The following is a 22,747-nucleotide window of genomic DNA, read 5'->3' on the forward strand; positions in this document are numbered from 1 at the left end:
GCATGATAAAGGCACTACAAATCCAAAGAAAAGGAAGAAGAGGAGAGGAAGACGATGAGAAAATCCATTCAGAAACTGACTCAGATGGCAGCAGTGGGTATGTCCGTTCTGGTGATCGGTGGTTGTGCAAACAACACGGCATCGACGACGGCTACGACAGCAGAGAGCGCAACCGAGACAACGGTTGCAGAGTCAGAGAGTGCAAAAGCTGAGGAGACGACGGAGACTGCAAAAGAAGAGAAGGCAGAGACGAAGTCTGAGGCGACGGATTCCGCATGGCTGAAAGAGTACTACGGAGTGGAGATTTCAAAGGATGGTCCGGATGCAACTGCATTCAATGAGGCACTCAAGACTGTTGCCGGCGACGAGGCACCTGCTGTCGAGGGAGATTTAAATCTCCTGACCGCAGTCAAGGCAGCTGTCGGCGCAGCAGACTATGAGGAGCTTGCGCTGAGCTATCCGGCTGACAAGGTCAAGGAGCGCCTTGCTGTTCACGGCATCAAGGATGAGGTTGATGAGGAGTATGCGGCTTATCTTGCCTGCGCACTGGATACCGATCTGATCTCAGATGAGGAAGGACAGAGCGCTGTGAAGAAAGAGGCGATGACTCAGGCACAGGCAGAGTCCCTTCTGATGAGAATCATCGACGTAAACGGTGACGGACGCAACTATCTTGGCATGGCAAGCGATCCGGATATCTACGGAAAGATTGACCAGGCGTGGAATTCCTTCATCATCTTTGACGATGACAAGCTCTCAGAGATCGGAAAGAATTCCGTTCAACAGCAGGTAACAACCGGTTACGGAATCAAGTCCGCTGCTTATGATGCTCGTTTCCTCTCTGATCTGACTCTTCAGTATGGTCACTCTGATATCAAGCATGCTCATCAGCTGATCGGTCTGCTGAACAGCGAGAACATCGACGCGAAGGTACAGCTTGAGCCGAAGATCAGTATCTACCAGTACCTGCTTGAGTGGGGTCCGATTCCGGAGGCTACCCCGACTTACGAGGTAAAGCAGTTTGACGATGATCTGTATCTCGTTTATGCAGTTGAGTATGATATGAAACTTGAGTTTAACACGACCGCAGACCTCAAGCGTTTCAACGACGTGATCAATGCCTACGCAAAGAAGAACGAGGGCAACGAGGAAGCAAAGGGTCTGATCTATGCATCCTGGTGGCAGCCGCTTTACAGCACAACGAGAACCGATATGTCCTCTGAGGATTATCATCAGATCTATGACTGTGTTGTAAGCGATGGCATCTACTCGATTCATCCGTTCGCTCTTCCGGAGAACAAGGATGAGACCGTAGAAAAGTTCAAAGAGTTTGCAGGCGACAGCGGAGTGGAGGTAACCCCGCAGGAGCGCTATGTCAACACCGCTTTCTACAATTACTTAAAGGGTGACGATTACCAGTAGGAATATCAGTAGGAATACCAGTAGGAATCTGGCAAGAGTCCGCGCAAATAAAAATTCAGGGGAGACGGCAGTTGTTGGCTCCCCTCTTTTTTGTATGATAGGAAATTGCGTCCTATCATACAAAAAACGCTCCGCAAGAATGCGCACTCGGCGCAGGAGAAGATGGTCGCCGAAGCAACCGCGCCTCGGCGCGAGAATGTGCCAAGGCACATTCTTTTTTATTTTGCGAGACTTTACATTTGTTATTTCCTATGATAATATAAACGGATGAAGCAATCTGATGATTACGGAGGAAGCAGTAAAGTGAAAAAATATGGAGTAAATGAGTTAAGAAAGATGTTTCTCGAATTTTTCGAGAGCAAGGGACACCTTGCAATGAAGAGCTTTTCGCTTGTACCGCATAATGATAACAGCCTGTTGCTGATCAATTCCGGTATGGCTCCTTTAAAGCCCTATTTTACAGGTCAGGAGATTCCGCCACGCAGACGTGTCTGCACCTGTCAGAAGTGTATTCGTACCGGTGATATCGAGAATATCGGAAAGACCGCTCGTCACGGCACCTTCTTCGAGATGCTTGGTAACTTCTCATTCGGCGATTATTTCAAGGATGAGGCAATTCACTGGTCTTGGGAGTTTTTGACTGAGGTCGTTGGTCTTGATCCGAACCGCCTGTATCCGTCCATCTATCAGGACGATGATGAGGCATTCAAGATCTGGAACGAGGAGATCGGCATTGCACCGGAGCGTATTTTCCGTTTCGGAAGAGAGGACAACTTCTGGGAGCATGGCGCAGGTCCGTGTGGTCCGTGTTCTGAGATCTACTATGACCGTGGAGAAAAGTATGGCTGTGGAAAGCCGGGATGTACCGTAGGTTGTGAGTGCGACCGTTACATCGAGGTATGGAACAACGTATTCAGCCAGTTCAACAATGACGGACATGGCCATTACACCGATCTGATCCAGAAGAACATCGATACCGGTATGGGTCTGGAGCGTCTGGCAGTGGTTGTTCAGGATGTCGATTCCCTGTTCAGCGTTGATACGAACAAGGCTCTGCTCGATGAAGTCTGCGAGATGGCACATGTGAAGTATCTCGAGGATCACAAGACCGATATTTCCCTGCGTATCATTGCAGACCATGTGAAGTCCTGTACCTTCATGATTTCCGATGGTATCATGCCGTCCAACGAGGGTCGTGGATACGTTCTTCGTCGTCTTCTGCGCCGTGCTGCCCGTCATGGCAGACTGCTCGGTATTCCGGGTGGATTTATGCCGGAGCTGTCCAAGACCGTGATTGAGCTGTCCAAGGACGGTTATCCGGAGCTTGAGGAGAAGAAGGCTATGATCCTCAAGGTTCTCGCAGAGGAAGAGGACAAGTTCAACAAGACGATCGATCAGGGTCTTGCAATCCTTGCAGATATGGAAGCAGAGATGAGCGCAAATGGAGAGACCGTTCTTTCCGGAGAGAATGCATTCAAGCTCTACGATACCTACGGATTCCCGCTGGATCTGACGATCGAGATCCTTGAGGAGAAGGGAATGACCGTTGACAACGACGGCTTCCAGAAGGCAATGAACGACCAGCGTGAGAAGGCAAGAAAGGCAAGAAAGACCACGAACTACATGGGCGCAGATGTGACTGTATACCAGTCGATTCCGGCTGATGTTGAGTCCAAGTTTGTCGGCTATGACAGACTGACCCATGATTCCAAGATCACGGTTCTGACGACCGAGGATGAGATCGTTGAGGCTCTGACCGATGGACAGAAGGGAACGATCCTTGTCGAGGAGACCCCGTTCTACGGAACGATGGGTGGTCAGACCGGCGATGTCGGTGAGATCGTTGGCGCAGACGGCGGACGCTTCGTTGTTGAGGATACGATTCATCTTCAGGGAAGCAAGATCGGTCATGTCGGCCATATGGTAGGCGGAATGCTCTCCGTTGGTGAGACCGTTACGCTGAAGGTTGACGCTGAGAAGCGCGGTGGTTGTGAGAAGAACCACAGTGCAACCCATCTGCTTCAGAAGGCTCTGCGTCTTGTTCTGGGCGAGCATGTTGAGCAGGCAGGTTCTCTTGTAACTCCGGATCGTCTGCGTTTCGACTTCACTCATTTCTCCGCTATGACTCCGGAGGAGTTGAAGAAGGTTGAGCAGATCGTCAATGAGGAGATCCGTGAGAATCTCAAGGTTGTGACCGAGGAGATGAGTCTGGATGAGGCAAAGAAGACGGGCGCTATGGCACTGTTTGGCGAGAAGTATGGCGAGAAGGTTCGTGTGGTTAAGATGGGCGACTTCTCTACCGAGCTTTGTGGTGGTACTCATGTTGGCAGTACTGGTCAGATTCAGGCATTCAAGATCCTCTCTGAGGCAGGAATCGCAGCAGGCGTGCGCCGTATCGAGGCACTGACCGGTGATGGTCTGATGGCTCACTACGAGAAGCAGGAGGAGGAGTTAAAGGAGGCTGCAAAGACCGCTAAGACGACTCCGGCAGAGTTAAAGAGCCGTATCGAGGCAATGATGGATGAGATCAAGGCTCTCCATGCTGAGAACGAGAAGTTAAAGAGCAAACTCGCAAGTGACTCCCTCGGCGATGTCATGAGCCAGGTTCAGGAGATCAACGGCGTGAAGGTTCTCGCAACCAAGGTAGCAGATGTGGACATGAACGGTTTAAGAAATCTCGGTGACCAGCTCAAGGATAAGCTCGGCGGTGGCGTGATCGTTCTTGCTTCTGTGATGGATGGCAAGGTAAATCTGATGGCTTCTGCTTCCGATGATGCTCAGAAGAAGGGTGCTCATGCAGGCAACCTGATCAAGGGCATTGCAGCACTTGTAGGCGGTGGCGGCGGTGGCCGTCCGGGCATGGCTCAGGCAGGCGGAAAGAATCCGGCAGGCGTGGACGAGGCTCTGAAGAAGGCTTACGAGGTAGCTGGAGAGCAGTTAAAGTAATTATAGAAAACCAACCCAGAGGGGGCTCTTCGGAGTCCCCTTTTGTGATGAATAAAAAATTTTGAAAAAAATTAAAAAAACTGTTGACGAATGGTGAATTTGTGCTATAATCATTCCAGTGCTATAAATACCCAAACAGTTGTATTATGCACAAGTACACAACTGGAGGGAGGTTAGGTGTGAGCTATGTCAAACGTTATCGTTAAAGAGAACGAGAGTCTGGACAGTGCTTTACGCAGATTCAAGAGAAACTGCGCAAAGGCTGGTATTCAGCAGGAGATTCGTAAGAGAGAGCATTACGAAAAGCCAAGCGTAAGACGCAAAAAGAAGTCTGAAGCTGCAAGAAAGCGTAAATTCAACTAAATGTTCCGAGATCCCCAGTCATAAGGCTGGGGATTTTTTCGTACAATAAAATAAGAAATGCGGAAGAATCGTGTGAGTCGGGATGAGCAGAAAGTCTGGACGTGAGGTGGGATCAACAGCAAGTCAGAGCGCAGATCAGACCAGGGAGAGATCGAGAGGGCGATCGAAAAATCGATCAGAAAATCGATCAGAAAATCGATCGGAAGTAAGCGTGCAATCCGTCGGCGCAGAAAGTATCCGCGAGAGGGCAGGCAGGGAACTTGCCGGGGATTTGAGACTTCCAAGGGATGTGATTCTCGGCGACGCGCTGATCTCCTTTGTCGGGAGAAACGGAGTGACCGTGGAAAATTATCGCGGAATTCTGCTCTATGAGAGAGATCTTGTCAAACTCTCTGCGCGAAATTGTCGGATTTTGATCCGCGGAAAGAACCTTCGGATTGATTATTACACGAACGAACAGATGCATATCTCCGGGCAGATCGGGTGCATGGAGTTTGAAGGGTAAAGTTTGAAGGGGAAAAGGGAAGAAATAAAGGGAGAAATAAGGGAAAAAATAAGGGGAGAAATCGAAGATTACGATAAATGAGACAGGGATGAAGGAAAAACAGAATCAGATCTTGGTCAGAATCTTAGTCGGGGGCAGGAGGAAGGCGGATGAGAGAGAATGTTAAGCATCTGGCAGAGGGCTGTCTTCTTGTTAGAATGCGCGGGCTGGAAGGGGAGCGGTTCCTGAATCTGTGCATGACAAAGGAGATTGAGATCTGGAACATTTGCAGTCTCGGGGAGTGCCAGTTTGAGTTCTGGACGGGGATTGGCGAGTTTCGCCGGATGCGTCCGCTGGCGCGCAAGGCGGGAGTGCGTCTTTTGATAAAGGGAAGAAGAGGTCTTCCTTTTTTTTTATACCGGAATCGCAGAAGAAAGCTCTATGTGGCGGGGCTGAGTACATTTTTTCTGATTCTGTTTTTGATGTCTCGCTTTGTCTGGAACATTTCTCTCGAGGGCAATCTGCGCTTCACCGATGACACCCTGCTTCATTATCTGGATTCAATCGGAATTTCGTGTGGGATGCCGAGGGCGAGGATCGACTGTGCCGGGCTTGAGGAGGCAATCCGGGAGTCGTATCCGGAGATCATCTGGGTGTCGGCGCGCGTCTCGGGAACAAGGCTTCTGATCCGTATCAAGGAAAACGAGAGCGCGGGCGTGCAGGTTGAGGAAAATTTAGAGCCGTGCGATTTGAGCACCAAAAAGGCAGGTATCGTGACGGAGATTCTTGTGCGGAGCGGGCAGGCGCAGGTGCGCGCGGGCGATGAGATCGAGGCAGACCAGGTCGTTGTGAGCGGGCGGATTCCGATTCTCAATGACAACGGGGAGATTGCCGGGTACCATCTCGTGCATGCCGATGCAGATATCCGTGTTCGGACGCACGAGAGCTGGGAGGAAACGGTCGGGAAGACGATGAGAACATATTCCTATACAGGGCGTGAGAGGAGGGGACTTCGGCTTCGGCTTGGCGGGCTTTCGTTTGTCTGGATGATTCCGTCGTTTCACGGTGAGTGGGAGTTTCAAGAAGATTCGGAGCAACTGGCGCTCGCCGGGGATTTCTATCTTCCGGTTGTCGTCGATCGAATTCTGGCGAGGGAGTACGTCTCCTATGAGAGAAACCGCACGCAGAATGAGGTGGAAGAACTGAAAAATCAGATCAATCGAAAGAAAATTCAAAATTTTACGAAAAAAGGGGTACAAATTTTTGAAAATAATGTTAAAATACAAGAGAAAACGTCCTGCTATCTGATTTACGGAGAGCTGGAGGTGGAAGAGCCGGTCGGAACGGAGCGGGCGATCCAGCCAGATCCAGAATTGGAATCAGAATCCGAGTCAGAGTCGAGATCAGAATGAAGAAATGAAGAGAAACATGAAGATGACTGAGAGATAAGATCCAAGCCAAGATTAAGACCAAAATGAAAGTCGAGATTAAAATTTAGAATCAAGATCAAGGGCAAAATTAAAGTTAAAATCAAGGTTAAAATCAAGGTCAAGATCAGGGGCAAAATAAGATCAAAATCAAAGGAAATTCGACGAGAGGCAGAACGTCAAAGCAATAGAAAGAGGAGCGAAACAGGGCTGAATGAGTGTAATAGAGACAGTAATTGAGATTCCAACCGAACATGAAAAAAATATTTGCGGGCAGTTTGACAGCTATTTAAAGAAGATTGAGAGAACGCTTCATGTGACGATTGTCGCGCGAGATGGCGTGATCAAGTTGATCGGACCGGAGGATATGATCAAGAAGGCGAAGAGCGTGTTTAACAACCTCGCAGAGCTTTCCAAGAGAGGCAATACGATCACAGAGCAGAACGTGGATTACGCGCTTTCTCTCTCGTTTACGGAGTCGGACGGAGCGATTCTTGAGATTGACAAGGATATTATCTGCCGGACGATCAATGGACGCCCGGTCAAGCCGAAGACGATGGGACAGAAAAACTATGTGGACACAATCCGCAAGAAGATGATTGTGTTTGGCATCGGACCGGCAGGTACCGGAAAGACGTACCTGGCGATGGCAATGGCGATTCAGGCATTTAAAAATGGAGAGGTCAACCGAATCATCCTGACGCGTCCGGCGATTGAGGCAGGAGAGAAACTTGGTTTCCTTCCGGGTGATCTTCAGAGCAAGATCGATCCGTATCTGCGCCCGCTCTACGACGCACTGTATCAGATCATGGGAGCGGAGAGCTATCTGCATAATTCCGAGAAGGGACTGATTGAGGTTGCCCCGCTTGCCTACATGAGAGGACGTACCCTCGACAATGCGTACATCATCCTCGATGAGGCGCAGAACACGACGCCGGCTCAGATGAAGATGTTCCTGACGCGAATCGGTTTCGGCTCAAAGGTGATTGTGACCGGTGACCAGACGCAGAAAGACCTTCCGAGCGGAACGACATCCGGTCTTGATATGGCGCTCAAGGTGCTTCACAAGATTGATGACATCGGTTTCTGCATGCTGACGAGCAGTGATGTCGTGCGTCATCCGCTTGTGCAGAAGATCGTTCAGGCATATGACGAGTACGAGAAAAAGGCAAATGCGCCGAAGAAAGATGTGCTGTTGACGAAAGATCGCCGGAAGAAGGTTGCAGTCAAGGCGACCGTCAAGGGAAAGATTCGCGATCGCAAGTAGGTGCGGGGTAATTGAGACAAGAGTGAATACGATTTATTTTAAAGAAAAGAGAAAAAAAGAAAAGAGAAAAAGGGGTACAATATGACAATTCAGATTGAGTATGAGACCGACAAAGAGATTGGTGTGGATTACGAAAAAATCATTCATGAAATCATTCCGGCGGCACTTGACTATGAGGAGTGTCCTTATGAAGCGGAGGTCAATGTCATTTTGACGGACAATGATGCGATTCAGGAGATCAACCGCGAGTATCGCCAGATCGACGCGCCGACGGATGTGCTCTCGTTTCCGATGATTGATTATGAGAAGGAGTCCGATTTCAGCCATGTGGAGGATTCCGTGGAGGACTACTTTAACCCGGAGAGCGGAGAGCTGATATTGGGGGATATCATCATCTCTGTTGAGAAGGTGATTGAGCAGGCGGAGAAGTACGGTCACTCGAGAGAGCGTGAGCTGGCATTTCTGATTGCGCACAGCATGTTGCATCTGTGTGGATACGATCACATGGTCGATGAGGAGAGAGAGGTCATGGAGAAAAAGCAGAGAGAGATCCTTGATGGGGTAGGATATACACGCTGATAACTCTCTGATCGCGAAAACGCGAAGAAAACAGGGGGCTTGGACTCAAGAGGGATGATCGACAGGCGGTGAGAGGAGAATGCGACTGAATGGGGAAAAAACGGGGTTATAAGAAGAATCTGATTGCTGTGTTGACAGTGGGGATGATGTTGACGTTATCGGGATGTGCAAAGCAGGCGTCAGGTCCGCAGTATCTGCAAGAGGAGAAGAGTGAGACCGAACAGGAGCTTGTGATTGAGACCGAGGAAGCGGTCGAGGAGCCGGAGACGGAGGAGACAGAAGCGGTTTCGGAGTCGATGGAAGTTCCGGCAGAGCGTGTGAAAGTAAACGGGATGATTCAGAGCTATCTGACCGGGGAGATGGTGCCGGTCGCTCAGGGAAACCGCCGTCCGCTTGCGATCATGATGAGCAACGACAAGACCGCGCTCCCGCAGTATGGCATCAACCGTGCGGGCGTGGTCTATGAAGCTCCGGTTGAGGGAAATATGAACCGCTATTTGGCGATCATGGAAAATTACGATGATCTGACAAGAATCGGTTCGGTGCGAAGCTGTCGAACTTACTATGTGTATTTTGCGCGGGAATTTGATGCGATTTATGCACATTATGGGCAGAGCACGTTTGCAAAACCGTACCTGTCAGCGATCGACAACATCAACGGAATCGATGGAATTGGCGAGACGGCTTATTTCCGCTCAAAGGACCGCAAGGCCCCGCACAATGCGTATGCGAGCTTTGCCGGTATCCAGAAGGCGATCAGCAAACTGGGCTATTCGCAGGAGTATGATTCCTCCTATGAGGGACATTTCCGCTTCGCGCCGGAGGGACAACCTGCGGTGATGAACGGGGCGGATGCGCGGCCGGCAAACAAGGTGACTCCGGGCTATCCGCTGAACAATCCGTGGTTTGAGTATCATCCGGAGGACGGTCTCTACTATCGCTATCAGTATGGCGGACCGCATAAGGGCGATGAGGGACAGATTGCCGTGAAAAATATCATCATTCAGTATTGTTCTGCCGGGTATTACGCAAAGACCGAGTACCGCAACATCAACGTACATGAGAGCTCGTGGGGATATTTCATCACAAACGGACAGGTCGAGGACATTACCTGGAAGAAAGACGGGGAGTACGGCGTCACGCACTACTATGATGCGAGTGGTGAGGAGATTGTCTTAAATCCCGGAAAGACGTGGATCTGTATTGCAACTGCAAACGATATGAAGCCTGCAAAGATCGAGTAGGATGGGAACGGAAAGGCTGGAACCGTCTGAACCGTCAGGAATGTCGGGAACGTCGGAAAGATCGAACGAGAACGGATAAAACACAGAAATAAGCAGATACTGTACTTATGGAGGGATTTCCCATGAAAAAGTATAGAATCTGCTTATTTTTCATTTTTGTTGTCGGACTTTTTGTCAGCAGTGCGCTTGGATATGCAGTTGGAAGACAGAGCGGGATGGCTTTTGAGAGGACAAGGCAGAATGCAGAACAGAACTTGAATCAGAACTCGGAACAAGACTTGGAAGAAAACGCAGGGCAGAATTCAGGACGAAATGCAGGACAAAAACAGGATTCCGGACAAGACTCAAAGCAAAATCTGAGACAAAATTCCGGGCAGAATCCTCAGGAAAACGGACAGGACGGGCAGGCAGATGAGCCGGTGGATTCGCAGTCACTTCCGGAGACTCTGCCGGAGGATCATGAGGCGACAAACCAGAGAAAACTTGGAGCTGTCGGAATGGCGATAGAAGATTCTGCGGGGGCGAATCGAACAAATGCGGGACAGAAAAGTCAGAGTGCAGAAAACGGTGAAGCGGAGCAGTCGTATTATCTCGTCGCGGAGGATGGATTTCTGCTCGTGTTTTTGAAAGACCGAAAGACAATCTGTCTGTATACCCATATGCCGTTGATGGATTTTTCGGTTTCGGAGCAGGAGAGACTTCGCGAGGGAATCTGGTTCTCCTCAATGATTGAGGTCTTCAATTATCTGGAATCCTGTACAAGTTAAAACGGTGCACTGTAAAAAAGGCTTGAAAACAGCGCATAAACTGGATACAATAGCAGAGAGAAAATGCCGGAAAATGCCAGAGAGATTTTTCAGATTGGCAGAAGGTCTGTTGGAAGATCTGTTGGAATGAGACTGGGCATGAGAGACGGAGGAAAAAGTGTGAAGAGACAGGTATTGATTGTCGGAGGCGGAGCTTCCGGGCTGATGGCGGGAATCTGCTGTGCCCGGGAAGGCGCATCGGTGACGATTTTGGAGCATATGGATCGGGTGGGAAAGAAGATCCTTTCCACTGGAAACGGTCGCTGTAATATGACGAATCTGACGATGCGTCCGGAGTGTTACCGCAGTAACCAGAAGCAGTTCCCGATGAAGGTGCTGGATCGCTTCTCTGTCTGGGACACGCTGACGTTCTTCGATGAGCTTGGAATTGAGACGAAAAATCGAAACGGATACATTTATCCGAACTCCGATCAGGCCTCCTCGGTTCTGGATGCTCTGCGGATGGAGGTCGAACATCTCGGCGTGCGCGTGGTGACGAACTGCCAGATTCAGGGAATTCGGGCGAAAGGACGCAGACAGTTTGAGGCGAAGACGGATGCCGGGACATTTCAGGCGGATCGCTTGATTCTGGCGACCGGTTCCAAGGCGATGCCGGTGAGCGGATCGGACGGGAGCGGGTATGTGCTTGCAAAATCCTTCGGTCATCATGTGATCAAACCGCTTCCGGCCCTCGTTCAACTGCGCTGTGAGGGGAAATTTTTTAAACAGCTCGCGGGAGTGCGCTGTGATGCGACTCTTCGGATTAAGAACAGTCAGGGACGGATTCTCGCCGCCGATCAGGGCGAGGTTCAGCTGACGGACTATGGAATCTCCGGAATCCCGACGTTTCAGGTCAGCCGGTTCGCGTCGGTTGCCCTCGATCAGAAGGAAAAGATCACCGCGGTTCTGGACTTTTTGCCGTCAAAGAGTATGAAGGAAATTTTGCCGTTTTTGCAAAATCGCGTCAAACTTCTTTCCTACCGGAAGGCGGAAGATTATCTGACCGGACTGTTAAACAAAAAGCTCGGGGCAGTGCTTTTGAAACTTGCCGGAATTCCGGCAGATCTTCCGGTTTCGCAGATTAAGAGTGCTCAGCTTGAGCGTCTCGGTCATCTGCTCAAGGAGTTTGAGGTGCCGGTGACGGCGACGAACGCGTTTGAACAGGCGCAGATCTGTTGTGGCGGAGTTGACACGAGGGAGATCCATGCGGAGACGCTTGAGTCAAAACTTGTGCCGGGACTCTACCTTGTCGGAGAACTCTTGGATGTGGACGGAATCTGTGGCGGTTACAATCTTCAGTGGGCGTGGGCGACGGGAGCGATCGCCGGTCGCTGTGCCGGTCGGGAGGACGAAAACGCGCCAAGACACGAGAAGACAAGCCAGATGAAAAAGAAAAAATAGATTTATTAATTCATTCAGAGAGAAGAAGAGAAAACAAGATTATGATACGAATTACACAGTTAAAACTTCCGGTCGATCACAGCCCGGAAGCCTTAAAAAAGAAAGTGGCAAAACTGCTTCGGATTGCGCCGGAGGAGATCGAGAAGGTAGTAATCTGCCGTCAGTCACTTGACGCAAGAAAAAAGCCGGAGCTGTTTTACAGCTATACGGTGGATGTGCAGGTCGCAGGAAAGCGCGAGGAGAATCTCGTACATAAGGCAAAGAGCAATCAGGTGAGTATCAGCAAGGAAAAGCCCTATGAGTTTCCAAAATCCGGGGAGGAATCGCTTGGCGGTCGCCCGGTCATCATCGGAGCCGGTCCGGCAGGACTTTTCTGTGGATTGATGCTTGCGCGTGCAGGCTATAAGCCTGTGATTCTTGAGCGCGGGGACGATGTGGATGCGCGTCAGGAAAAAGTAGAGAAATTCTGGGAAACCGGAGTCCTCGATCCGTCCTCCAATGTACAGTTTGGAGAGGGCGGAGCCGGGACATTCTCGGATGGAAAACTCAACACGCTCGTGAAGGATTCCTCGGGGCGCAATCATCTCGTGCTCAAGATTTTCTGCGAGTTCGGGGCAGATCCGGCGATCCTCTATGAGCAGAAACCGCATATTGGAACAGATGTTCTGTCCGGAATTGTGAAGCGGATGCGCGAGGAGATCATTCGCCTCGGCGGAGAGGTCCATTTTAGGTGTCAGATGACCGGGCTTCTCGTGAAGGACGGGGCTGTGTGCGGGGTTCAGACCGCAGACGGAAAAACGATCGAGACAAAGGCGGTTGTGCTTGCAATCGGACACAGCGCGCGCGACACGTTTGAGATGCTCGATCAGACCGGAATTCCGATGGAGGCAAAGTCATTTGCAGTCGGACTTAGAATCCAGCATCCGCAGTCGGTGATCAATGAGTCCCAGTACGGGCGCAAGGAGGCCGGAAATCTCGGTCCGGCAAGTTACAAGGTGACTGCGCAGACGACGAGCGGGCGGGGTGTGTACTCGTTTTGTATGTGCCCGGGCGGATACGTCGTCAATGCCTCCTCGGAGCCTGGCAGACTTGCAGTCAACGGAATGAGCTATCACGACCGTGCGGGAGAGAATGCAAACAGTGCGCTGATCGTGACGGTCGGACCGGAGGATTATCCGGATCAGAGCCCGCTCGGCGGAGTCGCATTCCAGAGAGAGCTTGAGCGCAGAGCATTTGAGGTCGCAGGCGGAAAGATTCCGGTTCAGCTCTATGAGGATTTCAAGGAAAATCGCCTTTCAGAGAAGACCGGTCGTGTGACGCCCGCAATGCGTGGTCAGTGGGCTTTTGCAGATGTGCGGGCAATTATGCCGGAAGCACTCAATCAGGCGCTTCTTGAGGCAATGGAGCGCTTTGGACACATGATTCATGGCTTTGATATGCCGGATGCAGTCTTTGCAGGGATTGAGAGCCGTACCTCCTCGCCGGTGCGGATTCACCGCAATGAGAAATTTGAGAGTGAGATTTCCGGTCTTTACCCGTGCGGAGAGGGCGCCGGATATGCCGGGGGCATCACGTCCGCGGGAATGGACGGTGTCAAGGTCGCAGAGGCGATCGCACGCCGGTTTTCTGCCGAGTAAGCGATAACGGGGGGTGGTTCATGCGTTGTGGTTCACGCGTTGCAGTTCACACGTTGCGGTTCACGCGTTGTGGTTCACGCGTTGCGTAAACAGCAATGATAACGACAAAGGAAGACAGGAAAAGTCAGAAGATAGGAGGATGAGAGCAGAATGGCACAAAAGATGGATCTGGGACAGATGACAGAGATGACTGATTCAGAGCGTCAGATGAGAGAAAAACTGAAGGGAAAGAAGCGAATCGTAATCAAGATCGGTTCTTCCTCGCTCACGCATCCTGAGACGGGCGAGCTGAATCTGTATAAGATTGAGAAACTTGTGAGAATCATCTGTGACTTAAAGGGAGAGGGGCGCGATGTGGTTCTCGTTTCGTCCGGAGCAATTGCAGCGGGACGCCAGGCCCTCGGCGGTCAGAAGCGCCCGACGACGATCTCGGAGAAGCAGGCGTATGCAGCGGTCGGACAGGCCCGGCTGATGATGGTTTACCAGAGACTGTTCTCGGAGTACAATTCGATTGCGGCGCAGGTTCTGATGACGAAGGATACGATGACAAACGATGTCTCCCGCTACAACGCGCAGAACACGTTTGATGAACTCTTAAATCTCGGGGCGGTTCCGATCGTAAATGAGAACGATACCGTTTCCACTCATGAGATTCAGTTCGGTGATAACGATCGCCTGTCAGCTGTCGTGTCGGCGCTGATCGGGGCGGACCTGTTGATCCTTCTGTCTGATATTGATGGACTTTACACGGATGACCCGCGCAAGAATCCGGATGCAAAGTTTGTCAGCTTCATTCCGGAGATCAATGAAGAGCTGATGGGGATGGGAAAAGATACCTCCGGAAGCGATGTCGGAACCGGTGGAATGACTGCAAAGCTCGTCGCAGCGCGGATTGCAACGGATTCCGGCTGTGACATGGTGATCGCAAATGCATCCGATGTCATGGTGATCCACGATATTGTAAACGGCGAATCTCAGGGAAGTCTTTTCCTTGCTCATCCGAATCTGGATTTTGATTTGATGGATTACATGAATTCCAAGTATTAAGGGAAAGAAATGCTAAACGGTAAAAAGGCAGGGCGCTGAAAAGAGAAAATCAGCAAAATGAATAAAATCAGCAGAATTAGTAAAATCGGCAAATTAGCAAATTAGCAGAATTAACAACATTAACATTAAAATTTGAGAACATAGAAAATAGAAAATTGAAACTGGAGGAAGAAACAATGGATCAGAGCAAGATTGACAGAATCAATGAATTATATCACAAATCTCAGGCAGTGGGACTGACCGACGAGGAGAAGGCAGAGCAGACCGCACTCAGAAAAGAGTACATTGAGGCGATTCGCGGAAGCATGCGCGCAAACTTAAACAACATCTCGATCAAGGAGAAAGATGGAAGCATCACGGATCTCGGCAAGAAGTATGGCGGTGTGAGCGAGCAGAAGTCATAAATTCTGAGTTATACGCTCCGCGAGCGTCGACTTGAATTTCGCGTGTAAGATCGAATAAAAAGGTGGCTGAGATACATATGGACGAAAAAGAGATCGATCGGGAGAAAGAGAACAATCTGAAAACAGATCAGAAACTCGGTGCAGATCAAAGCACAATGGATCAAAAGACGGAGCGAGATCAGAAAGATCAGAAAAACCAGAAAAATCAGAGGACTTCGGAAAACGAAGAAGAGCTCCGGATGATGCAGGAACAGAGACGCCAGATTCGCAGGGAGATGAAACACCAGAGGGCAGAATTGTCTGAGGGTGAGCGCAAGGCAAAGGATCGGGCGATTACAGAAAATCTTCTGGCAGTACTGAATTTTCCGGATCATTTTCCAGAGCACTTTTCGGATCACTCGGATGTGATGGTCTATGCATATGCATCTTTTGGAACGGAGGCAAACACGTTTTTGCTTCTGGAAGCTCTGTGGAGAAGAAAAATCCCGACTGCGCTTCCGCGAGTTGAGGGAAACGAGATGAAGTTTTATCTGGTATCGGGGCGCAAAGATCTCACGGAGGGATATATGGGGATTTTAGAGCCATCCGAGCAATGTCTGCCGGCACAGAGTCCGCGGGCAGTTGTGATCACGCCGGGACTTGCATTCACAAAAGATGGAAAACGTCTCGGCTATGGTGGCGGGTTCTATGACCGTTTCTTTGAGGCAGAACCACTTCACCGAAAAGTCGCAATCGCCTATGGATTTCAGGTGGTGAGAGATCTGCCGTCCCAGTCGTGGGATGTGCGCGTGGATCAGCTTGTGACGGATGAGGAGATTATCACGGTTCGTAACTGTTCAGTACCTTCACAGTTACGAGCAAAAATCCATTGAAAATTGCCTTCGGCAATGGGATTTTTGCCTGCAAGCCCATGTTTTTGTACGGTCAGCGCAGTGAATGCGCAGACCTACTGAACAGTTACCACAGTTCATTAATGGGATCATGAATGAGGTTCACGAACTGGATTTATTGACTAGGTTTATTTTGAATTTAGACGGGAGGAAGCGTATATGGATTTAAACATGGATCTGCTTACAATCGGACAACAGGCAAAAGAGTCTGCGAGATACATGAACCGGATGGGAATTACAGAGAAGAATCAGGGACTTTTGCTCACCGCACAGTCTCTGCTCGATCATGAAGAGGAGATTCTCACGACAAATGCGCAGGACATCGAAAACGCAAAGAAAAATGGAATGAGCCCGTCCATGATCGACAGACTCAGACTCGATCACACGCGTTTGGAGGGAATGGCAGACGGACTCAGACAGGTTGCAGGACTCGCTGATCCAGTCGGGGAGGTGACCTCGATGAAACCGCGTCCAAATGGGCTTCTGATCGGAAAAAAGAGGGTTCCTCTCGGCGTCGTCGGAATCATCTACGAGGCACGCCCGAATGTGACCTCCGATGCGTTTGGTCTGTGTTTTAAGACCGGAAATGCCGTGATCTTAAAGGGAGGAAGCGATGCGATCTGCTCGAATCAGGCGATTGTCTCCGCCCTTCGCGATGGTCTGAAGAGAGGTGGATTCTGCGAGAATGCGGTTCAGCTGATCACGTCGACGGACCGCGAGACGACGAAACAATTTATGCGGATGAATGGATATGTCGATGTGCTGATTCCACGTGGAGGAGCAGGACTGATCCGCGCGGTTGTCGAGAACAGCACGGTTCCGGTGATTGAGACAGGAACCGGAAACTGCCATATCTACGTCGATGAGAGCGCAGATTTTGAGATGGCGATCAACATCATCATCAATGCGAAGACTCAGCGCGTGAGTGTCTGCAACGCGTGCGAATCCCTGATTGTGCATCGTGCGATCGCAAAAGACTTCCTCCCGCTCCTGAAGCAGAGACTGATGGAAGAAAAACAGGTGGAAGTGCGCGCGGATGAGTGCGCTTGTGAGATCATTCCGGAGTTTACGAGGGCGAATGAGAGTGATTGGGGAACCGAGTATCTCGATTACATTCTTTCTTTGCGGATTGTGGATAACCTTGATCAGGCAATCGCCCATATCAACCGCTACAACACGGGTCACTCCGAGGCAATCATCACAAATGACTATGAGAACGCTCAGCGCTTCTTAAATGAGGTGGATGCGGCAGCGGTCTATGTAAATGCGTCCACGCGATTTACCGATGGAAATGAGTTTGGTTTCGGCGCTGAGATCGGAATCAGCACCCAGAAACTCCATGCGAGAGGTCCGATGGGACTTGAGGCACTGACGACCACGAAGTACATCATTTACGGTAATGGTCAGGTTCGGTAATTAGGGAAGTACATAAGCACGATATAAACTCTATATAGCTCGATATCTATTTTTATGGATATCGGGCTATTTTTATTTCCAGAAAAAAATTCTGGAAAATGGGAAATGAAAAAATATGATACGATGTAGCCAACAAATGAGGAGCAAATAAGAAACAAATGAGGAAGGGAGCAAATGCATGAATATTTTTGAAGGTCTTGCGTACTTAAGAGGCATGGAGGACATCTCTTTTTGTTGTCTCCTAGAGGTTAGCTATTATAAGGATGAGTATGGGAATGTTTATTTTCACTCTAATTATGATTTTTCGGATTCGTTTAAAGAAATGGTGGATTTAGGAGATAATACCTATTTTCTTGCAAAAGAAGATTTCGATCGGTATGCGGAATATGAGATTTTGATAACGGATTTGAGTGAGGAGAAGGCTGGCTTAGAGAGGCTTTCCGATACACGACGCCCCTATTATCGGATGAGAGGTCGTTCGGTCACGAAAGAGCAGGCATTTGAGATCATTCGCCGAACCGATAGCTTTTTTAGTATTTATATAGATGGAATTGGATACCATGAAGATTTTATTCATGCCTGTAATTTCAATAACTGGCTGATTATGAAAAATCATTATCCGGATGGATATGGCTGGATTCATGTGGATGGAAAAGTCGGATGCAATGCGATCACTCAAAAATTTCCGACCTTAGAAGACTTTTGTGAGGAGTGGTTCTTCAAATTAAGGGCATTTCCGTATTTGGATCTGGTGATTGCAATAACCGACTGGGATGAGGAGCCATGGTCACCGGATGATAAGTTTGAAGATGCGGTTGTCCTGGGAATTTATGTCCATGACAAGTGTATCGAGATCCTGAATAAACAGGATACACTGGCAAAGTATCAGGAATACGATGAGAAATATGGACAGAATCCGGAACGATTTGAGTCAGAGTATTATATGAAGAATGGGATCACGCAGGTAGATGAGGCATATCTAAGAAGGTGCATTGAGGCGTATGGCTTGAATTCGGATGAAGAATTAGAAAAAGTGCCGGAGTATGCATGGAAGGAAAGGCGTTGATGCCCGTTTTTCTAAGAAATCGAAGAAAAGTGGAAAAGAAACAAAAAAACTGGAAAGGTGATTCGTTCTGGTTGGTAGATTTCTTAGAGTGGTGTTGCTATACTGGATGCAGAAAGAAAAAAGAGAAGGAGAATATGCAGATGGGTTGGTATCATGTTGCTAGAAGCGGAAAAGGAATATATTTAGGCGAGGAGCGTAAGATCGTTTTTCAAGAGGACAAGCTAATTCCGTATTTGCCAACGAAGGATGAGGCAATTAAGATTGGAGAAATGTCAGAAGAAAAATTGAAAGACTACGATGAGTGGCCTATTGTACAGAAACTTGCAAGTGTTGATTACATAGGTGCGTATTATTTTGAGGAGGAAGATTTTTTTGAAGACTACCATAATAGAATTATAGCGAATGGAATGCATTGTTGCTTTGAAAAGCGTTATGGATATCCATTTGGTTCATTCAGAAGCGTATCTGATTATGATTTTAATGTTATGATCTTTTGTAATAGCTTATGGCCGCCAAAGGAGTATAACAAGAATCTTGCAGAATTGACAGAGGAGAAACTGGAAAAGCAGTTGCAGGAATTTTTAACAGAGATTACGGGAGATTCGCGTTATGCAGACAAAAAATTAGAACTGTGTGAGGAGTATACTAAAACGTGAGTATCACCGGTGAGAGACAGAAATTATTGAGGATACAGAAGACGTTGAATTTTTTTGAGAGAATGTGAACATTAAACTTATAGTTAGATGAAAAAGAAAAAATAGTCTGTTATAATGAGAGAAAAGACGATTCCTATATCAATGAGTAATCATATTATCATGTTGTAATTTCTATGAGTAAAGGGGAGAATACGATGAAAAAGTTAGAAAAAACAATTTCACCAAATACAAAAAGGGCTGTGGATGTGGATAAGATAGAACAAATCTTGTTGAGCACGGGTCCATCTTATAGCTGGCATTTTGTACGGCGAGGTACAACGGAAACAATACGAAAAGGTGGAGCGGTTGTAGATAAAAACAACACGAAGAGATATCTTATTCCGTTTGAGCATTCTGCGCTTGATTTAGTGAGAAAGAATGGAAATATGGCGCAGAAGACGTTGGGTGGTTTTGTACTGTATGTCAACTATTTAATGGAGCGCAAGGAATATCGCTTGGGTACAAAAATGCCCCGTTATACGATGGAGGATTTCCTTGATTGCGAGCGAGATAAGGCACTTTTGAGGAATCAGAAAAACAAAAAAACAACGGCGGGAACGAAGGAAGAGGAAGAAATGTTTATGAGCGGTCAAGCAGATTTCTTTTCTGATTTTATGGAATTCGCAAATCTGATGAATCTCCGAGGAGAGACAAAATTAAGAAAATGTCTGGAAGAAATATTTTCTGAAGAAAAGTATCAGAGTGAGATAGAATTGCAGGATCAGTGTATGCTTTTTCGAGATGAAGGAGATGGAATCTATCAGGTTTTTTTGAGATTGCCGTATGATCTCATTCAGGAACTGGGATTGAAGGAACAAGATTCCCTTCAGGTAGAAGTTCAGGTTTGTGAGTCTCGGGAAGAAGAGCCGGAGGATTGGGAAGAGGAGATGCGCGATCAGATTACATCGGCGGTATCGGATGCGGTTTATTATTGGCCTCTTGAGGAAGAACTGTTAGAAAAATGGCAGGAATGGTTTGCAGAAAAAATTGCAATCTGGGATCTTGAGGAAGAGGAAGCACTTTCAGAAGATAAGGATCCGTTTTCCGAAAAGAACATGGCGACAACTTTAAAAGCTTATCGGTTGCTTAAGTTCAAAATGGAACTGAACGGAGAAGGCGACCTGTATAATCGGGCTTGTTCTGATCCGGAGTTGGGACAAGCGATGTTTCGGAAATATGAGATTCCGGGTTCACCGTATGATTTATAGCCCAGAGTGGATGTCCCCTTCTCGATAGGCGGGGGATCGCAAAATATCTCAGGAGAGGAGACAATCCCCTTCTGAGATATTTGCTTTTTGGGTCGATTTCATATCTGGTCGTAAATAAATTCTAGCGTATCGCAGTATATCCTCTGTAAATAAAAACGAAAATTTATCAGTAAAAACATAGCAGTTGCAAATTAAAAAGTCCTTTCCATAATTTTTTTCTGGAAAAAACCGTGAGAAAAAGTGAAGTATAATAAGACCATCAACAGAAGAAAACAACTTGGTTGAAAAGCACGTGAGAGAATGATCACTTTGATTATTCCAAACGAAGGAAGGGAGTTATGTGAAGATGGCAGTACATGATGAGCTTGGAATTAGAATGAAGGAATATTATGAGCAGATCCCAAAAACAAAGCTGATAAAACGAATTCCGGTATGTATTCGTATCGATGGAAAAGCGTTCCACACCTTTACAAGAGGATTTCGCAAACCGTTCGATGAAATTCTTGCTTGTAGTATGCAGGAAACGATGCAGGGACTTTGTGAGGGGGTTCAGGGATGTGTGCTGGGTTATACACAGTCCGATGAGATCTCGTTGATTCTTATTGATTACAAAAAGCTGAATTCTTCGGCATGGTTTGATTATGAGGTTCAGAAAATTTGTAGTATCTCAGCAAGTTTGGCAACGATGTTATTCAATCGTTCTTTTGCAAAGAATGCAGAGGCATTTTTGAAAGAGCATGAAAGTGATGAGAAAGACCAGAGATACTGTCAGGCATTGAAAACTGCATTGAGCAAGGGTGCAATGTTTGATGCGCGCTGTTTCAATATTCCGAAGGAAGAGGTGACGAACCTGATCTATTGGAGACAGCTTGATGCAAAAAGAAATTCGATTTCCATGCTTGGACGAGCTTATTACTCAGACAAACAGCTCTATAAGAAGACAAGCCGGGATATTTGCCAGATGTTGAGAGAGGAAAAGGAGATCGAGTGGAATGAGATCCCGGCGTATCAGAAATGGGGAAGCTGTTGTGTAAAAATTCAGGAGCCGGATTTTGCAGAAGATTCAGAAGAGAAAGTCGAGATCACAACTGAGGAGAAGAGTGAGGAAAAATGTCGTAGCCGTTGGGTGATTGACAAGGAGATTCCTGAATTTAGAGGAGAGGGAAGAGAGTATGTGGACTCGCTGATTTATGTTGGCGAAAATTAAAATGTGTAAAAACATGTATTTCTGATTAAACTGAGGGTTGATGGAAATTGTGACGGGTTCATAGTATGATTGATTTTGCAAAGAGAAAGCAAAGAGAAACTAAAAAGAAACGTTGAAATAAATATGGAAAGATAAAAGGGAGGGATTCTGTATGGAGAAAATGACACTGGTGGAAGCACTTGATAAGAAGGTGCTTTTACAGAAGCGAATTCACAGTAGAATTAGAACGACTGGATTTGTGGAATGGCATAAACACAATGAACTGAGAACTGCCAGAAAGAAGCAGAAAGTAGCTGAGTTTGAGGCAGACGCAAGAGCTTCTTATCAGTCGATTATGGATCTCATCGCTTACTATGATAAGTTAAATGAGGCGATCAGCAAGGCAAATGCTGAGAATAAGATTGAGACGAGTATTGGCGAGATGAGCATTGCAGGAGTTATTGCTCGAAAAGATCAGCTTTCAAGAAAAGTGGAAAATATGGGGATCCTAATAGATGATGATGAGATCAACGGAAACATCGATCTTGAGCAGACACTTGCAAGGCAGTTGGAGACACAGCTTGCATATGCGCTTAAAAAAGTTAATGAGCAGAACCAGAAAAATAATACTTCTGCTGAGATGATGAGGAATTCGATTCTTGGTCGGGAAAACAAAGGAAAGGAAGATTCGGCAGTGACTTCTGTGGTAGAGGCTTATCTCAGTGAAAATAAAGCTGAGCTGATTGATCCGATTGGCGCAGAGGCACAGAGTAAAAAGCTGAGAGAAGAAAATGAAAAACTGCTTATGGAACTGAATGTAAAACTCAAGATTGCGAATGCAACCGTGGAGATTGAAATTTAACAGGGATATAGATAGGTATCCGATTGATTTCAGTTAGTTGATTTGTTTGCCTGCAAGGTGAAAATTTGAAACTCAGCCTCCTTCAATTTTGAAGGATGATTCTCCAAGGAGGAGAATAGAGAATAGCTCAATGGTAGAGCGGCAGTCTAAAAAACTGGCGGCGTCGGTTCGATTCCGATCCTCAAGGATAAAAAGTAGAAAAAAAGGTAACCTTATTTCGGAAACTTTTCTTCTTTTTTATGATGAGAGATTGTCTGCTTTTAAGGATTTTGTTTATAGCTATTGTTTTTTTTGAATGATAGATGTTGGAAACGGCATTGAAATCCATGAAAATGGTTTTAAGTGTGGCTGATTGACTTTGAATTTCCGCATGGCTATCTTGTAGGCTACAAGTTAA

20 protein-coding genes and 1 tRNA gene are annotated in these 22,747 nt (G+C 47.7%); all 21 read left to right on the plus strand.

Features of this window, described 5'->3' with window-relative positions; translation table 11 throughout:
- The first annotated feature begins 54 nt into the window (after positions 1–54).
- On the plus strand, positions 55–1,422 hold the full coding sequence (locus tag ACR0QT_RS06165; protein WP_432629962.1) for a hypothetical protein: 1,368 nt from the start codon (positions 55–57) through the stop codon (positions 1,420–1,422).
- Between the two features lie 267 nt (positions 1,423–1,689).
- Entirely contained in the window at positions 1,690–4,368 is a 2,679-nt protein-coding gene (gene alaS, locus ACR0QT_RS06170) for an alanine--tRNA ligase (protein ID WP_432629963.1), read from the plus strand.
- A 186-nt stretch (positions 4,369–4,554) separates the two neighbouring features.
- Complete coding sequence (gene rpsU, locus ACR0QT_RS06175) at positions 4,555–4,731, plus strand: 30S ribosomal protein S21 (protein WP_005539624.1); 177 nt, start codon at positions 4,555–4,557, stop codon at positions 4,729–4,731.
- 235 nt (positions 4,732–4,966) lie between these two features.
- Positions 4,967–5,236, plus strand: a complete 270-nt coding sequence (locus tag ACR0QT_RS06180) for a YabP/YqfC family sporulation protein (protein WP_432629989.1) — start codon at positions 4,967–4,969, stop codon at positions 5,234–5,236.
- Between the two features lie 149 nt (positions 5,237–5,385).
- A complete protein-coding gene (locus ACR0QT_RS06185; protein WP_432629964.1) occupies positions 5,386–6,627 on the plus strand; it encodes a sporulation protein YqfD in 1,242 nt (413 codons plus the stop codon).
- A gap of 229 nt (positions 6,628–6,856) precedes the next feature.
- Positions 6,857–7,909 (plus strand): PhoH family protein, encoded by a 1,053-nt coding sequence (locus tag ACR0QT_RS06190; protein WP_432629965.1) that lies wholly within the window; start codon positions 6,857–6,859, stop codon positions 7,907–7,909.
- An 81-nt stretch (positions 7,910–7,990) separates the two neighbouring features.
- Positions 7,991–8,488, plus strand: coding sequence for an rRNA maturation RNase YbeY (gene ybeY, locus ACR0QT_RS06195; protein ID WP_432629966.1), 498 nt, complete (start codon positions 7,991–7,993; stop codon positions 8,486–8,488).
- An 89-nt stretch (positions 8,489–8,577) separates the two neighbouring features.
- Complete coding sequence (locus tag ACR0QT_RS06200; RefSeq protein WP_432629967.1) at positions 8,578–9,732, plus strand: DUF3048 domain-containing protein; 1,155 nt, start codon at positions 8,578–8,580, stop codon at positions 9,730–9,732.
- A 122-nt stretch (positions 9,733–9,854) separates the two neighbouring features.
- Positions 9,855–10,499 (plus strand): hypothetical protein, encoded by a 645-nt coding sequence (locus ACR0QT_RS06205; protein ID WP_432629968.1) that lies wholly within the window; start codon positions 9,855–9,857, stop codon positions 10,497–10,499.
- A 159-nt stretch (positions 10,500–10,658) separates the two neighbouring features.
- Positions 10,659–11,939, plus strand: a complete 1,281-nt coding sequence (locus tag ACR0QT_RS06210; protein WP_432629969.1) for an NAD(P)/FAD-dependent oxidoreductase — start codon at positions 10,659–10,661, stop codon at positions 11,937–11,939.
- Between the two features lie 41 nt (positions 11,940–11,980).
- The gene (locus tag ACR0QT_RS06215; RefSeq protein ID WP_432629970.1) at positions 11,981–13,576 is read left to right on the plus strand and encodes an NAD(P)/FAD-dependent oxidoreductase; all 1,596 of its coding nucleotides are present in this window, start codon (positions 11,981–11,983) and stop codon (positions 13,574–13,576) included.
- Positions 13,577–13,726: 150 nt separating this feature from the next.
- Positions 13,727–14,623 carry a glutamate 5-kinase gene (gene proB, locus ACR0QT_RS06220; protein ID WP_432629971.1) on the plus strand — a complete coding sequence of 299 codons (897 nt, stop codon included), beginning with the start codon at positions 13,727–13,729 and terminating at the stop codon, positions 14,621–14,623.
- 176 nt (positions 14,624–14,799) lie between these two features.
- Positions 14,800–15,027, plus strand: a complete 228-nt coding sequence (locus tag ACR0QT_RS06225; protein WP_177977032.1) for a DUF896 domain-containing protein — start codon at positions 14,800–14,802, stop codon at positions 15,025–15,027.
- Positions 15,028–15,104: 77 nt separating this feature from the next.
- Positions 15,105–15,899, plus strand: a complete 795-nt coding sequence (locus ACR0QT_RS06230) for a 5-formyltetrahydrofolate cyclo-ligase (protein WP_432629972.1) — start codon at positions 15,105–15,107, stop codon at positions 15,897–15,899.
- 189 nt (positions 15,900–16,088) lie between these two features.
- The gene (locus ACR0QT_RS06235) at positions 16,089–17,333 is read left to right on the plus strand and encodes a glutamate-5-semialdehyde dehydrogenase (protein WP_432629990.1); all 1,245 of its coding nucleotides are present in this window, start codon (positions 16,089–16,091) and stop codon (positions 17,331–17,333) included.
- A 178-nt stretch (positions 17,334–17,511) separates the two neighbouring features.
- Complete coding sequence (locus ACR0QT_RS06240; protein ID WP_432629973.1) at positions 17,512–18,399, plus strand: hypothetical protein; 888 nt, start codon at positions 17,512–17,514, stop codon at positions 18,397–18,399.
- Entirely contained in the window at positions 18,381–19,055 is a 675-nt protein-coding gene (locus ACR0QT_RS06245) for a hypothetical protein (RefSeq protein ID WP_432629974.1), read from the plus strand. Before ACR0QT_RS06240 ends, ACR0QT_RS06245 begins: the two co-directional genes overlap by 19 nt.
- 194 nt (positions 19,056–19,249) lie before the next feature.
- A complete protein-coding gene (locus ACR0QT_RS06250) occupies positions 19,250–20,302 on the plus strand; it encodes a hypothetical protein (RefSeq protein ID WP_432629975.1) in 1,053 nt (350 codons plus the stop codon).
- Positions 20,303–20,648: 346 nt separating this feature from the next.
- A complete protein-coding gene (locus ACR0QT_RS06255) occupies positions 20,649–21,509 on the plus strand; it encodes a tRNA(His) guanylyltransferase Thg1 family protein (protein WP_432629976.1) in 861 nt (286 codons plus the stop codon).
- Positions 21,510–21,660: 151 nt separating this feature from the next.
- Positions 21,661–22,350, plus strand: coding sequence for a hypothetical protein (locus ACR0QT_RS06260; RefSeq protein WP_432629977.1), 690 nt, complete (start codon positions 21,661–21,663; stop codon positions 22,348–22,350).
- A 124-nt stretch (positions 22,351–22,474) separates the two neighbouring features.
- Positions 22,475–22,530 (plus strand) — tRNA-Phe (locus tag ACR0QT_RS06265).
- The last annotated feature ends 217 nt before the right edge of the window (positions 22,531–22,747 follow it).

Origin of the sequence: Brotaphodocola sp., from assembly GCF_050873365.1 — a bacterium.
In the GTDB taxonomy this organism is placed as follows: domain Bacteria; phylum Bacillota; class Clostridia; order Lachnospirales; family Lachnospiraceae; genus Brotaphodocola.

Excerpts from the sequence above, each read along its gene's own strand:
- ACR0QT_RS06165 (WP_432629962.1), top strand. The coding sequence starts at position 55 with ATGAGAAAATCCATTCAGAAACTGACTCAGATGGCAGCAGTGGGTATG.
- alaS (WP_432629963.1), top strand. The coding sequence starts at position 1,690 with ATGAAGCAATCTGATGATTACGGAGGAAGCAGTAAAGTGAAAAAATAT.
- rpsU (WP_005539624.1), top strand. The coding sequence starts at position 4,555 with ATGTCAAACGTTATCGTTAAAGAGAACGAGAGTCTGGACAGTGCTTTA.
- ACR0QT_RS06185 (WP_432629964.1), top strand. The coding sequence starts at position 5,386 with ATGAGAGAGAATGTTAAGCATCTGGCAGAGGGCTGTCTTCTTGTTAGA.
- ACR0QT_RS06190 (WP_432629965.1), top strand. The coding sequence starts at position 6,857 with ATGAGTGTAATAGAGACAGTAATTGAGATTCCAACCGAACATGAAAAA.
- ybeY (WP_432629966.1), top strand. The coding sequence starts at position 7,991 with ATGACAATTCAGATTGAGTATGAGACCGACAAAGAGATTGGTGTGGAT.
- ACR0QT_RS06200 (WP_432629967.1), top strand. The coding sequence starts at position 8,578 with ATGGGGAAAAAACGGGGTTATAAGAAGAATCTGATTGCTGTGTTGACA.
- ACR0QT_RS06205 (WP_432629968.1), top strand. The coding sequence starts at position 9,855 with ATGAAAAAGTATAGAATCTGCTTATTTTTCATTTTTGTTGTCGGACTT.
- ACR0QT_RS06215 (WP_432629970.1), top strand. The coding sequence starts at position 11,981 with ATGATACGAATTACACAGTTAAAACTTCCGGTCGATCACAGCCCGGAA.
- proB (WP_432629971.1), top strand. The coding sequence starts at position 13,727 with ATGGCACAAAAGATGGATCTGGGACAGATGACAGAGATGACTGATTCA.
- ACR0QT_RS06225 (WP_177977032.1), top strand. The coding sequence starts at position 14,800 with ATGGATCAGAGCAAGATTGACAGAATCAATGAATTATATCACAAATCT.
- ACR0QT_RS06230 (WP_432629972.1), top strand. The coding sequence starts at position 15,105 with ATGGACGAAAAAGAGATCGATCGGGAGAAAGAGAACAATCTGAAAACA.
- ACR0QT_RS06235 (WP_432629990.1), top strand. The coding sequence starts at position 16,089 with ATGGATCTGCTTACAATCGGACAACAGGCAAAAGAGTCTGCGAGATAC.
- ACR0QT_RS06240 (WP_432629973.1), top strand. The coding sequence starts at position 17,512 with ATGAATATTTTTGAAGGTCTTGCGTACTTAAGAGGCATGGAGGACATC.
- ACR0QT_RS06245 (WP_432629974.1), top strand. The coding sequence starts at position 18,381 with ATGGAAGGAAAGGCGTTGATGCCCGTTTTTCTAAGAAATCGAAGAAAA.
- ACR0QT_RS06250 (WP_432629975.1), top strand. The coding sequence starts at position 19,250 with ATGAAAAAGTTAGAAAAAACAATTTCACCAAATACAAAAAGGGCTGTG.
- ACR0QT_RS06255 (WP_432629976.1), top strand. The coding sequence starts at position 20,649 with ATGGCAGTACATGATGAGCTTGGAATTAGAATGAAGGAATATTATGAG.
- ACR0QT_RS06260 (WP_432629977.1), top strand. The coding sequence starts at position 21,661 with ATGGAGAAAATGACACTGGTGGAAGCACTTGATAAGAAGGTGCTTTTA.